This is a genomic window from Myxococcota bacterium (assembly GCA_041389495.1).
GTDB lineage: Bacteria > Myxococcota_A > UBA9160 > UBA9160 > UBA4427 > JAWKRT01.
In genome coordinates, this window is record JAWKRT010000001.1 from 728,228 (window position 1) to 741,525 (window position 13,298).

A 13,298-nucleotide genomic window follows, 5' to 3' on the forward strand; every position below is an offset into this window, starting at 1 on the left:
TGGGTGGGCTCCGCGCGAACACCGCCTCTCAGCGGCGCGCATTGTACGGGGCTGAAATTGAAAATCAATGTCGATTTCAATGGGTAGGCCAGTGACGTGGGCGCCGCGTCGTGGGTCCCCTCGGGATCCGGCCCGCGAGCGGCGGCGCCTGCGTCCGGGGCCGCGCTCGCAGGGCCGGGGGGCGGGGCGGCGCGGCCGCCGCTCCCGCGCCTGTGACCGCGGCCGTCACGAGGATGGGAGAGCCTGGCTCCCGTGGTGAAGCGCGACGCATCGGAGGCCGGCCAGGCGCGCCCGCAGGCGCGCGCGGGCGCACCCGCACTCTGGGTCGGCGCCGGCCCCCGCGTCGTCGAGGCCGCGCTCCTCGACCACCTCGAGGAATGGGGCGAGCGGGTCGCGCGCGATCCCGCGCGGCTCGCGGCGCCGCTGCGCGTCGTCGTTCCCTCGCAGAGCCTGCGCGAGCACGTCGTCGCCGCCGCACTGCGCGCGCGCGGCCGCCCGCTCGCGGGCGTGGTCGTGCAGTCGCTCTTCGCGCTCGCGCTCGAGGTGCTCGGGCGCCCGCCGCGCGTCTCGGCCGCGCTCGTCGCGCTCGAGGTCGAGCGGCGGCTTCCCGCGCACCCGGCGCTCGCGCGCGCGCTCGACGGCGTGCGCGGCGGAGCGCGCGCGGTCGCGGCCGCGGTCGACGACCTGCTCGACGCCGGGTTCCGCGACGAGCATGCGAGCGCGGTCGTCGAGGCGCTCGGCGAGGCGGCCTCCCACACGTCGCCCGACGTCGTCGAGCGCGCGGCCGAGATCGTCGCGCTCGCGATCGCGGTGCGGCGCGCGCTCGCCGCCCGCGGCTTCTCGCATCGCGCCGACGTGCTCGCGCGCGCGGCCGACGCGCTGCGGCGCGAGCCCGCGCGCCTCGCGGCGGGCGAGGTCGTCGTGCACGGCTTCGCGGAGGCGACCGGTGTCGCGACCGACCTCCTCGGCGCGCTCGCCGCCGCGCGCCCGACCACGGTGCTGCTCGACCTCCCGCCCGAGCCCGGGCGCCCTGCGCGCACCGACCCGGGCGCGCGCTTCGCGCACCGCCTTCGCGATGCCCTCGCGCCGCTCGCCGTCGCGCCCCCGTTCGCGCTGCCGACGCCGCCCGGGCTCGAGCCGCGCGCACCGGGCGAGCTCGTCGATGCGCCGGGCCGCGAGGCCGAGGTGCGCGCCGTCGCGGGCCGCATCCGCGAGCAGCTCGACGCCGACCCGTCGCTCGCGCCCGAGCGCATCGGCGTCGTCGCGCGGCAGCTCGGGCCGTACGCGCACCACGTGCGCGCGCACTTCACACGGCTCGGCGTCCCGTTCTCGGGCGTCGGCGCGATGGTCGCGGGCGGCGGCCCGGCGCGGCGCGCGGCGGCCTTCGCGGCCGTCCTCGAGCAGGGAGATGCGAGCCCGGCCGACCGCTGGCTCGACGCGTTCGCGAGCCTCCCCGCCGAGACGCGCGGAGCGCGCGCCGACGCGCGGCTCGCGCTCCGCGTGCTCGGCGCCGCGCGCCTCGGCGACGTCGCCGCGCTCTCGCTGCCGCAGAGCGACGTCGTGCTGCCGGTCCGGCACGGGCTCGGCGCGCGCAGCGACGTCGACGCCGCGGACGATGCGGGAGCGAGCGACGGGGACGAGCGCGCCGGCTCCGAGGCGGAGGACGGCGCCAGCGACGCGGCGTCGCGCGAGGGCGGGGATCGACAGCGTCGCAGCGTCGCCGCAGTGCGCGTGCGCGCCTGGGTCGAGAGCGCGCGGCGGATCGTCGAGAGCCTTCGCGCATGGCCGGCGAGCGCGCCCGCGGCCGAGCACGTGCGACGCCTCCGCGCGCTCGCGCGCGACGAGCTCCGGTGGGGCGAGGACGACGTCGGGGCACGCGCGCTCGCGGGCCTCGCGAGCGCGCTCCCGTCCGACCTCGAGCTCGCGCGCGCCGAAGCGCTCGCGCTCGCGGTCGACGCGCTCACCCGGGCCACCCGCTCCGAGCCGCTCGGCGGCGCGGGCGGCGGCGTCGCCGTGCTCGGCGCGATGGAGGCGCGCGCGAGGACGTTCGACCGGCTCTACGTGCTCGGCCTCGAGCGCGACGTCTTCCCGCGCGTCGTGCGCGAGGACGCGCTGCTCCCGGACGCCGTGCGGCGCGCGCTCCGCAGCGTGCTGCCCGAGCTGCCGGTCAAGGCGACGGGCCACGACGAGGAGCGGTACCTGTTCGCGCAGCTCGCCGCCGCGAGTCCGCACGTCGTGCTCGGATGGCCGCGGACGAGCGACGACGGCAAGCGCCGCGTGCGCTCGGCCTTCGTCGACCGGCTGACCGGCGCGCCGGGCGGGCTCGCGCGCCGCTCCGTCGCCGCCGCGCACGAGGGCTCCGATGCCGCGGACGCGGTCGCGCGGACGCCGCGCGAGTGGGCGCTCGCGGCGGGCGTCGACGGGAGCGGCGCAGCCCTCGCTGCGTGGGCGCGCCTCCTCCCCGCCGCACTCGCCGAGGGGACGGTCGCGGCGGAGCTCGCACCCGCGGCGCTCGCCGCGCTCGGCGCCGCGCGCGCGAGCGTCGCGGCCGAGCTCTCGCGGGGCGCGCGCGGCGGGGCGGGCGGGCCGGGCGCGTACTTCGGCGCCGTCGGTCCCGTGCGCGCGGCCGGCGATCCGCGCGCGGCCCGGCGCTACGTGACGGCGCTCGAGCGCACCGCGAGCTGCGGCTGGCGCGCCTTCCTCGAGCGCTTGCTGCGGCTCGAGGTGCTGCCCGATCCGATCGACCGCTTCCCGGAGATCGACGCGCTCGCCGTCGGAAGCGTCGTGCACGGCGCGCTCGAGGTCGTGTTCGGCGGCCGCTGCGAGACGCCGCTCGCGGAGCTCGCCGCGCAGGAGCCGCGCCGCGTGGCGTGGCCGCCCGACGACGCGCTCGCGGCGATCGCGCTCGACTGCGCGCGCGCGCATCTCGCGAGCGAGGGCGCCCCGTACGAGGGCCTCGCGCGCGCGCTCGCCGAGCGCGCGTGCACGCACCTCGCCATCGAGCGCGACCTGCTCGACGGCGCCGCACTCGACGTGCTGGGCGCCGAGGTCGAGGGCCTCGTGCGCGTCGAGCACGAGGGCGATGCGTTCGACATCGCCTTCCGCGCGGATCTCGTCGAGCGCGCCTCGGGCGCGCTCCGCCTCACGGACTTCAAGACGGGGCCCTCGTTCGTCTCGGGCGTGCAGGCGGCCACCGCGGCGGGCCGGCGCGGCAAGGCGGTCGCGCAGGGCGCGAAGCTCCAGGCGCTGGCGTATGCGCTCGGCGCGGGCGAGGCGGGCGCGGTCGGTCGCTACGTGCACCTCGCGACGGGGGCGGCCAGGGACGCGCAGCCCGTCGTCGACTTCGAGGCCGATCGCGAGGCGCCGCTCGCGCGCGCGTTCGCCGGGACGGCGGCGACGCTCGAGCGCTGCTGGCGCGAAGGCGTCTTCGCGCCGCGGCTCTCGGACGCGGGCGCGCCGAACCGCGCCTGCGGCCACTGCGACGTCAGCGAGGCGTGCGTGCGCGGCGACCCGCTCCTGCGCGAGCGCCAGCTCGACTGGCTGGCCGCGGCGGCCGCGCGCGCCGAGGCGGGCGAGGCGCTCTCCCGCGCGGAGTCGCTCCACCTCGCGCTCGACGCGCTCGCGCGCGCGGAGGCGCCGGCGGACGCGCGCCCGCCTTCGCAGATCGACGGCGCCACCGGCAGCGCGCGAAAGGAGCGCTCGTGAGCCCCGAGGCGCAGGCGCGCGCGCGCGACGCGCAGGCGAGGGCCGAGGCGCAGCGCGAGTTCGCGCGGCCGCTCGTCGTGCGCGCGGGCGCCGGGACGGGCAAGACGGCCGCGCTCACCGCGCGGGTCGTCGCCTGGACGCTCGGCGAGGGCTGGAGGCGCGCAGAGGCGCGCGCGGGCCCGCCCGCCTCCGGTGCCGACGCGATCGCCGAGCGGCACGACGAGCTCGCGCGCGACGTGCTCGCTCGCGTCGTCGCCATCACCTTCACCGAGGCGGCGTCGGCGGAGATGGCCGAGCGCATCGAGGAGGCGCTCGGCGCGATCGAGCGCGGCGGGCGACCCGACTGGGTCGACGAGGCCGCGCTCCCGTCGCTCGAGGAGCGGCAGCCGCGCGCGCGCGCGCTCCGCGAGGCGCTCGACCACCTCGCCGTGAAGACGATCCACGCGTGGTGTCGGAGCCTGCTCGCGCGCTTCCCGCTCGCGGCGCGTCTGCGACCCGACTTCGAGGTCGACGCGTCCGGCCGCGCGCGGCTCGAGGCCACGCAGCACGCGCTCGAACGCGCGCTGCGCGACGACTACGCGAGCGGCGGGCCGCTGCTCGAGCTGGCGCGCGCGGGCGTCGGCCCCGCGCGCGTGCTCGAGACGGCGCTCGCGCTCGCGGGCGCCGGCGTGCGCGCGGGCGATCTCGCGGCCGATCCGTGTCCGCGCGCGGCGGTCGAGCACCTCGTCGGCGCGCTCCGCGACGCCGCGCAGCGCCTCGCCGCGCTGCGTCCGGCGGCGATGCCGTCGAACCGCGACACGAACGCGGCGCACGAGGTCTTCGACCGCGCGGCGGACACCGCCGACGCGCTGCGCGCACTCGACGTCGAAGACGACGAGCTCGTCGCCACCGTCTGGGTCGACATCGGCGCGATGTGGAGCGAGCGCGTCGCGAAGGTAGGCCAGTGGTCGCGCGGCGAGACGCTCACGAAGATCGCGAAGCACTTCGAGCGGGTCGAGGACGTCGTCGAGGCGGCGGCCGCGCTGCGCGAGCCGCTCGAGACGGTGCGCAGTGTCGATCCGCGCGTGCTCCGCGCGTCGTTCGCCGCGCTCGGCGGCGTGCTCGGCGCGGTCGAGCGCGAGCTCGCCGATCGCGGCGTGCTCGGCTTCGACGACCTGCTCCGCGGGGCGCGCGACCTGCTCGTGTCGCGGCCCGCCGTCGCCGCGCAGCTGCGCGGGGAGATCGAGCAGCTCCTCGTCGACGAGTTCCAGGACACGGACGCGCTCCAGTGCGACCTCGTGCGCGCGCTCGCGCTGCCGCGCGCCGCGGACGACGACGGGCCGCGCCCCGGGCTCTTCCTCGTCGGCGACCCGAAGCAATCCATCTACGGCTGGCGCGACGCGGACCTCGGCGCGTACGAGGCGTTCGTCGGGGACGTCGTGCGCGCGGGCGGCCGCGCGCTCGAGCTCGCGGTGAACTTCCGCTCGGTGCCGGCCGTGCTCGCCGAGGTCGAGCGCTCGCTCGCCCACGCGATGCAGGCGGAGCCGGGCGTGCAGGCGGCCTTCGAGCCGCTCTTCGCGAGCGAGCGCAACGCGTCCGCGCCGGGCTTCGCGCAAGACGGCGGGGCCGGCGGCGGCGTCGAGGGCGATGCGCCGCGCTGGGCGCCCGTCGAGCACTGGGTCTCGTGGGACGTCGAGGGGGGCGAGAAGCGATCGGGCCCGGAGACGCGCACGGCGGCGGCCACGCGCGTCGAGGCGCGCGCGTTCGCGCGCGACGTCCGCCGCCTGCGCGACGAGCACGGCGTCGCGCTCGAGCGCGTCGCGCTGCTCGTGCGGCAGCGCGGCGATGTCGACGTCTACCTGCGCGCGCTCCGCGAGGAGGGCGTTCCGTACTCGGCGCACGCGGGGCCCGAGCTCGCGAGCCGCCGCGAGGCGGTCGACGCCGCGGCCGTGCTGCGCTGCGTGCTCGACCCCAACGATCAGATCGCGCTCGTCGCCCTCCTGCGGAGTGCGTGCGTCGGCGTTCCCGATGCGGCGCTGCTGCCGCTGTGGGTCGGTCGCCTTCCGCAGCGGTTCGCCGAGCTCGACGGCGAGCCGGGCGGCGAGGGCGCGGCCGCGCTCGCGGCGGTCGAGGCGCTCGCGCGCGAGGTCGCTGCATCGCTCGACGCCGAGGTCGTGCCCGAGCTCGCGGCGGTCGCGGGCTGGGAGGAGAGCCTCGTCGCGGCCGCCCGCGCGGTGGCGCGGCTGCGCGCGAGCTTCGAGCGGGACGCGCCCGACGTGTTCGTCGAGCGCCTGCGCGCGGAGCTCGCGCTCGACCTCGCGGAGGCGGCGCGCTTCCCCGGCGCGCTGCGCGTCGCGAACCTCGCACGCTTCCACCGCGAGCTCGCGGAGGATCTCGCCGCGGGCTGCGACGAGCAGGTCCTGCTCCGCCGGCTGCGCACGGGCGGCGCGCGCGGGCGCGGCGCCGGCGAGCCCGTGGCGGTCGTGGCGGGCGCCGTGCAGGTGATGACCATCCACGGTGCGAAGGGGCTCGGGTTCGACCACGTGTACCTGGCCCAGGTGCACAAGGCGGCGTCGGGCGGCCGCGCGCGCGCGACCGAGGTGGAGCGCGGCATCGACGGCCCCGAGATGCGGCTCCTCGGAACACAGACGCTCGGCTTCGCGCGGGCGAAGGCCGCGCGGGCGCGGCGCGAGAGCGCCGAGTCGGTGCGCGCGCTCTACGTGGCGCTCACGCGCGCGAAGCAGCGTCTCGTCGTGATGGGCGCGCGCCCGGGCGACGAGAAGCGCGCGAAGCTCGTCGATGCGACGGCGGTGCGCTCGCTCTCGTATGCCGAGCTGCTCGCGCTGCGCGACGACGCGCCCGACCTCGACGCACCCTTCGGCGAAGGGTGCGCGCGCTTCGTCGCGGGCGACGCGCTGTGGCGCTTCCCCGCGCTCGACCCCGACCCGCCGGCCGATGAGACGGGGTCGGCGCGGAGCGAGCGCTGGCCGTCGGCGGAGGACGTCGCGCGCGCGGCCGAGCGCGCCGCGTCGGCGCGCGCCGCCGCGAGCGCGCGGATGGCGCGCCCGCGAACCGCCGCCGTCTCGAGCGAGGCGCGCGCGGACGCGCTCGAGCGCGCGGCCCGCGCGCTCGAGCCGCTCGTCGACGAGCAGGGCGAGCCCGTCGCCGCGCGCGACGAGAGCGAGCGCGCGACCGCGGTCGAGGGGGAGGCGCGTTCGGAGCGCGGCGCCGGGGCGCGCGGGTCCGCCGCGCGCGTCGGCACCGCCGTGCACGCGCTCCTCGAAGGATGGGACTTCGGCGCCGACCCGGAGCGCGAGCTCGCGCACCAGCGCGCGCGGCTCCCCGCGGTCGTCGCGTCGCTCGGCGCCGAGGGCGAGGCGGCCGTCGCCGCCGAGGCGGCCGCCGCGCGCGAGGTGCTCGACGCGTTCGCCGCGACGGCGCTGTTCGAGCGCTTCGCGCAGCTCGGCGGCGAGGTCGTCGCGCGCGAGCTCCCCGTCCTCGTGCCGCCCGCGCCGGCCGCAACCGGTCCGTCGGCGGCGGGCGCGGATGGCGTCGGCGCGATCGACGGGCTCGTCGGCGCGATCGACCTCGTGCTGCGCACGCCCGACGGCGACTGGGTGGTGGTCGACTACAAGACGGACGACGTCCGCGACGACGCGGCGCTGCGCGAGCGCGGCGCGCACTACGCCGGGCAGGGCCGCGCCTACGCGCGCGCGCTCCGCGACGCGCTCGGCCTCGAGCGGAGCCCCGCCTTCGAGCTGTGGTTCCTGCGCACGGGAGCCGTCGTGCGGCCGCTCGCCGAGCCCTGAGGCGGCCCGCGCCCGGCGGCCCGCGCGGCCCGGCGGCCGCTGCACGGCCGTGTGCGCCACCGCGTCCGCTCCCGGGCGTGTAGGCTCGGCTCCCTCTTCCCGAGTGCTCGCCTCGCCGGGCCCTGCCGTGCGTGTGACGGTCAGGCCCGCGCGGCGTGCGAGCGATGGACCGCACGGGCGCGAACGAGCGTGCGGACGCGATCGCGGATGCGGCCGCGCGCAGGAACTCGGGTGCGGGCGCGGGTACGAATGCGGGTGCGAATGCGGGCGCGGGTACGAATGCGGGTGCGGGTACGAATGCGGGTACGGATGCGGGTGCGAGGGCGGATGGGGCAGTGGATGCGGACGTCGCGCGCCGCGCTCCTCGCCGCGTGCGTCGCGGGGGCGGCGTCCGCGCAGACGGCCGTCGACTTCGATCCGCCGGCCGATCCCGGCGAGCCCGCGCTCGTGCTGCGCACGTGGCCGGCCGAGCTCGGGCCCGCGGTGCGCCGCGAGATCCGCGTGTTCGCCGACGGCCGTTGCGAGCGCGATCGCGCGACGTTCCAGCCGGGCCCGGGCGGCACGGTGCGGCGCGTGCACACCGAGCGCTTCCGGGTCGGCGCCGCCGAGGCGCGCGCGCTCGTCGCGCAGGCGCTCGACGCCGGTGCGGCCGATCTCGATGCGCGCGCGGTGCAGCGCAGCCTGCGCGCGGCGCGCGCCGCGGCGGACGACGGCGTGCATCACCACGTGCTCGACGAGGACGTCGTCGAGGTCGAGCTGCACGCGGCGCGGGTGCGAGCGCCCGGCCGGGCCGAGCGCCGCGACGTGCGGCACGTCGTGCGCTGGGTCGGGCTGCGCGCCGACCTGCGCGAGCACCCCGGCGACGCGCGCGTCCAGAGGATGGGCGCGCTCCGCGACGCCCTGGAATCCGTCGCGAACGCCGCGGCGCCGACCGCTGCGGGCGGTGCGCCGTGAGCGGCGCCGGGGTCGCGCATCGCGTCGCGCGCGCCGCGCTCGTCGCCGGCTGCGCGGCGCTGGCCGCCGCGGCCGCGCCGCGCGTCGCGCGCGCGGGCGCCTTCATCGACGCGACGGAGCAGTTCCCCGATCGCATCACGCATCCGAGCGGCTACACGGGCTCGGGTGGCGTGCTCACCGTCGACGTGTGCATCGACCCGACGAGCGCGAACGCGGCGCAGATGGTCGTGCCCGTGCAGAACCTCGTGAAGACGTACAACGAGCGCGTGATGCCGTTCGGGACGGTCTTCCTCAACTTCAACAACGGCGTGCCGGGCGGGACGATCGACTTCGAATCGGTCGCGCTCCACGAGGTCGGCCACTGCCTCGGGCTCGCGCACGCGAACCTCGCGAGCGAGGGCGGCTTCCCGGACCCCTCCGATCCCGATTCGGACTACGCGAAGGCGGGCGACGGCGCGAACGACGTGTGGGACCTCGCGCCGGGCGCGGACGGGCGCATCGCGTCGCGCGACGACGTGCGCGGCGACGACGTCGGCCTCCTCTACTTCGACAAGGCGACGAACGATCCGTTCCGCCTGTCGGCGGCGGTCGTCGACGCGACGACCTACTCGCGCCAGGCGGCCGACCTCCCCGTCGGCAGCACGTTCGCGGCGACGGCGACGCGCTTCAACGGCGCGTCGTTCGCGGTCGGCAGCACCGAGGCCGTGATGAACCAGGGCACCTACTACGACGAGGAGCAGCGGCTGCTGACGGCCGACGACGTCTCCGCGCTCCGCTATGCGATGAGCGGCCTCGACGAGGCCGAGGGCACGTCCGACGACTACGACCTGCAGCTCGTGTACGGCGGCTTCGGGACGGGCTGCGACATCGTGCTCGACTTCGACGCCTCGAAGACCGACTTCGCCGTGTGCGGCGTGACGACGCAGCGGATCGGCAACCTCGCGAGCCAGCACTACCGCATCACGAACGCCGACGTGTACTTCCACCCGACGAGCGTCGCCTGGTACTTCAACGCGGAGTCGTGCGGGAACGGCGCGCTCGAGGGCGCCGAGACGTGCGACGACGGCAACACGATGCACGGCGACGGCTGCGACCAGCGGTGTCGCGTCGAGACGGGCTACGCGTGCGCGGGCGCGCCCTCGGTCTGTGCGCCCGTGTGCGGCAACGGCGACGTGCAGGGCCCGACGGAAGCGTGCGACGACGGCGGGACGGCTGCGGGCGACGGCTGCGACGCGCTCTGCCAGGTGGAGCCGGGCTGGACGTGCGGCGGCGAGCCGTCGATCTGCGGCGCTGCGGCGTGCGGCGACGGCCTCGTCGCGGGCGTCGAGGCGTGCGACGACGGCGGCGCGTCGCCGGGCGACGGCTGCGATGCGACCTGCCAGCTCGAGCCCGGCTGGGTGTGCGGCGGAGCGCCGTCGAGCTGCGGCGCGGCCGAGTGCGGCGACGGCTGGGTCGCGGGCCTCGAGGCGTGCGACGACGGCGGGTCGACGCCGGGCGACGGCTGCGACGCGACCTGCCAGATCGAGCCGGGATACCGCTGCAGCGGTCCGCCGTCGACGTGCACGGCGCCGCAGGTGCCCGCGCTCGGGGCACCGCAGCGCGCACTGCTCGCGCTCGCGCTCGGCGCGCTCGGCTTCGTCGCGCTCGCCGTCCGCGGCCGCCGCCGCACCGCCTAGCCTCGCGCCCTTGCGCGCGCGTCCTCCGGCGGGTGAACCTGCGCGCGCGCTCGCGTCGGGTCGCGCGCGCTCGCGTCGGGCCGCGCGGGCGGCCGCGCACCGCGCGCGCACACGAGGAGGGGGGAAGCATGGCGGGCGAGGGCGCGGCGGAGCGTGCGAGCTCCGTTCGATCCATCCTCGAAGGCGAGCGCGCGGGCGATCGGGTGCTCGTGCGCGGCTGGCTGCGCACGGCGCGCCACGCGAAGAACGTCTCGTTCCTCGAGCTGTCGGACGGGTCGTGCATGGCCGGGCTGCAGGCGGTCGCGTCGCCCGACCTCGAGGAGTACGAGAGCTGCGTGCGCGCACTCTCGACGGGCTGCGCGGTCGAGGTCGAAGGGCGCGTCGTCGCCTCGCCCGGGGCGAAGCAGAGCGTCGAGCTGCACGCGACGCGCGTCGTGCTCGTCGGCGGCGTCGACGACGACTACCCGCTGCAGAAGAAGCGCCACGGGTTCGAGTTCCTGCGGACGATCGCGCACCTGCGCCCGCGCACGAACACGATCGGCGCCGTGCTGCGCGTGCGCAACGCGGCGGCGGCGGCGATCCACGAGTTCTTCCAGGAGCGCGGCTTCCTGTGGTTGCACTCGCCGATCATCACGCTCTCGGACGCCGAGGGCGCGGGCGAGCTGTTCCGCGTGACGACGCTCGACGACGCGGCGCCGCCGCGCGACGCCGCGGGCCGCGTCGACTACGCGCAGGACTTCTTCGGCGCGAAGGCGTTCCTCACCGTGTCGGGGCAGCTCGAGGCCGAGATCGGCGCGCTCGCGATGTCGCGTGTCTACACGTTCGGCCCGACGTTCCGCAGCGAGAACTCGAACACGACGCGCCACCTGGCGGAGTTCTGGATGGTCGAGCCGGAGGTCGCGTTCTGCGAGCTGCCCGCGCTCGCGGACCTCGCGGAGGCCTTCCTCAAGCACGTGCTCGCGCGCACGCTCGAGCGCTGCGCCGACGACTTCGACTTCTTCGACGAGCGCATCCAGAAGGGCGTGGTCGCGATGCTGCAGCACGTCGTCGCGAGCCCGTTCGCGCGCGTCTCGTACGGCGACGCGGTCGAGCTCTTGCTCGCGGCGAAGCGCGACTTCGAGTTCCCCGTGCGCTGGGGGATCGACCTGCAGAGCGAGCACGAGCGCTACCTGGCCGAGGAGCACTTCGGCGCGCCCGTGGTCGTCACCGACTATCCGAAGGACATCAAGGCCTTCTACATGTTCCAGAACGACGACGACCGGACGGTGGCGGCGATGGACGTGCTCGTCCCGGGCGTCGGCGAGATCATCGGGGGCTCGCAGCGCGAGCACCGCTTCGAGCGGCTCGCGCGCCGCATGGACGAGCTCGGCCTCTCGCGCGAGGAGTACGACTGGTACCTCGAGCTGCGCCGCTTCGGCAGCGCGCCGCACGCGGGCTTCGGCCTCGGCTTCGAGCGGCTCGTGCAGTACGCGACCGGCATGGCGAACATCCGCGACGTCCACCCGTTCCCGCGCGTGCCGGGCTCCGCGAAGTTCTGACGCGCGCGCCCGGCGACGGGCCGCGCGACGTCAGTCGCCGAAGAGCGCGGCGGCGTGCGCGCCGAGGTAGGCGGTCGCCTCCTTCACCGACGCGTCCGTGAAGCGGTCCTCGAGACGGGCGATGCGCTCGCCCTCGAAGGTCGCCGTCTCCTCGCCCTCGATCGCGAGGTCGGGCAGGCCGGGCTTCGAGTACGTCGCGCGCCAGCGGAACCAGACGCGGTCGCCGTCGGCGCGCGGACCGTCGAGCGTCGCGAGCTCGCGCGTCGCGAAGCGGCGATCGAAGCCGTCGAGCGAGCCTGCGAGCGCGGCGATCACGGCGTCGCGCCCCTCGGCGACGCCCTCGAACGGCGGGCCGCCGATCGTCTCGTAGACCGCGCCCTCGGTGAAGAACGGCTCGAGCACGGCGCCGTCGCGGCTCGCGACGAAGCGCTCGAAGGCGGCGGCGTAGGCGGCGAAGCGGTCGAGCGGCGGCATGGCGGTCCTCCTCGGCGCGCCCGCGCATCCTGCCACGAACGCGCGCGCGGGTGCGAACGGCGCGGCGTGCCAGGGGCGCTCAGGCCGCGCAGACGAAGTCCGCGCCGTCGCGCAGGCCGAGCCGCGCGAGCGCGGCGCGGATCTCGGCGCGCGGGCGCGCGCCCGCGACGGAGGCGACGAGCCGCAGCGCGCCGGCGCGCGCGCGCGCCTCGAGCGCGCCGCCGGGCCCGAGTGCCTCGGGCGGCACGACGGGGGCGCCCGCGATCTCGCGCCCGATGCGGCGCGGGTGGAGCTCGACGATGGCGCTCGGATGCTTGCCGTGCCGCGCGAGCGCGCGCGCGAGTGCGCGTCCGGTCGCGCCATGGCCCCACAGCACGTAGTCGTCGCCGCCGGCGAGGAAGCCGCGCGCGAGGTGCCAGGCCTTGCACTCGGTGAACGCCGCGATCGCATAACGAGCGTCCGTGCGCGAGAGGCGCGCCGGCCCGTCGCGCCAGCCGACGAGCCGTCGCGGCACGACGCCGAGCCGCGCGCCCGCGCCGAGCGCGCGCAGCAGCAGGTCGTAGTCCTCGGGGAAGGGGACGTCGCGGTAGGGGAAGCGCTCGAAGGTCGCGCGCCGCAGCGCCCACGTCGGGTGCGCGAGCGGACACTCGACGAACGCGTCGCGCGCGACGTCGTCGGGCGTGCGCAGCGAGGCGAGCCAGCGCTCGTAGCGGAGGCGCCCGTCGGCGAGCGCGCCGCGCGGGAAGATGCGCACGTGGCAGCCGACGCCGTCGAGCGAGGCGTCGGCGTCGAGCGCGTCGCACTGCGCGCGCAGGCGGTCGCGGTGCATCCAGTCGTCGGCGTCCATGCGCGCCACGACGTCGGCGCGGCAGTGGGCGAGGCCCGCTTCGAGCGCGGCCGCGATGCCGCGCCCGGGGCCGTCGACGACCCGGAAGCGCGCGTCGGCGCGCGCCGCGCGGTGCGCGACGTCGCGGCTCGCGTCGCGCGAGGCGTCGTCGACGACGATGCACTCGAGGTCGGGCTCGGTCTGGCGCGCGACGCTGCGCAGGCACGCGCCGAGCGTCGCGGCGGCGTCGCGCACCGGGAGCAGAACGGAGACCCGCGGCCGCGCGCGCCGGTCTAGCATGCGCGGCCGGCCGCGCCTTCCGCGGCCCTCGAGGAGC

7 protein-coding genes are annotated in these 13,298 nt (G+C 77.6%); 5 read left to right on the forward strand and 2 right to left on the reverse strand.

What is annotated here, in order from left to right:
- Nucleotides 1–252 precede the first annotated feature (252 nt).
- The 5 genes from R3E88_03205 to asnS all read left to right on the forward strand — a co-directional run bounded on the left by R3E88_03205 (nt 253) and on the right by asnS (nt 11,661).
- On the forward strand, nt 253–3,705 hold the full coding sequence (locus R3E88_03205; GenBank protein ID MEZ4215462.1) for a PD-(D/E)XK nuclease family protein: 3,453 nt from the start codon (nt 253–255) through the stop codon (nt 3,703–3,705).
- Nucleotides 3,702–7,493: a UvrD-helicase domain-containing protein gene (locus R3E88_03210; GenBank protein MEZ4215463.1), complete on the forward strand. Its 3,792-nt coding sequence runs from the start codon at nt 3,702–3,704 to the stop codon at nt 7,491–7,493. The genes R3E88_03205 and R3E88_03210 overlap by 4 nt, the downstream gene beginning before the upstream one ends.
- Nucleotides 7,494–7,832: 339 nt before the next feature.
- Entirely contained in the window at nt 7,833–8,447 is a 615-nt protein-coding gene (locus R3E88_03215) for a hypothetical protein (GenBank protein MEZ4215464.1), read from the forward strand.
- Nucleotides 8,444–10,123 (forward strand): DUF4215 domain-containing protein, encoded by a 1,680-nt coding sequence (locus R3E88_03220; protein ID MEZ4215465.1) that lies wholly within the window; start codon nt 8,444–8,446, stop codon nt 10,121–10,123. The genes R3E88_03215 and R3E88_03220 overlap by 4 nt, the downstream gene beginning before the upstream one ends.
- A 128-nt stretch (nt 10,124–10,251) precedes the next feature.
- Entirely contained in the window at nt 10,252–11,661 is a 1,410-nt protein-coding gene (gene asnS / locus R3E88_03225; protein ID MEZ4215466.1) for an asparagine--tRNA ligase, read from the forward strand.
- Between the two features lie 30 nt (nt 11,662–11,691).
- Here asnS and R3E88_03230 read toward each other — a convergent pair whose 3' ends face one another.
- Nucleotides 11,692–12,135 carry a nuclear transport factor 2 family protein gene (locus R3E88_03230; protein ID MEZ4215467.1) on the reverse strand — a complete coding sequence of 148 codons (444 nt, stop codon included), beginning with the start codon at nt 12,133–12,135 and terminating at the stop codon, nt 11,692–11,694.
- A 79-nt stretch (nt 12,136–12,214) separates the two neighbouring features.
- On the reverse strand, nt 12,215–13,261 hold the full coding sequence (locus R3E88_03235; GenBank protein ID MEZ4215468.1) for a glycosyltransferase: 1,047 nt from the start codon (nt 13,259–13,261) through the stop codon (nt 12,215–12,217).
- Nucleotides 13,262–13,298: the final 37 nt, after the last annotated feature.

Excerpts from the sequence above, each read along its gene's own strand:
- R3E88_03215 (MEZ4215464.1), top strand. The coding sequence starts at position 7,833 with ATGCGGACGTCGCGCGCCGCGCTCCTCGCCGCGTGCGTCGCGGGGGCG.
- R3E88_03230 (MEZ4215467.1), bottom strand. The coding sequence starts at position 12,135 with ATGCCGCCGCTCGACCGCTTCGCCGCCTACGCCGCCGCCTTCGAGCGC.
- asnS (MEZ4215466.1), top strand. The coding sequence starts at position 10,252 with ATGGCGGGCGAGGGCGCGGCGGAGCGTGCGAGCTCCGTTCGATCCATC.
- R3E88_03235 (MEZ4215468.1), bottom strand. The coding sequence starts at position 13,261 with ATGCTAGACCGGCGCGCGCGGCCGCGGGTCTCCGTTCTGCTCCCGGTG.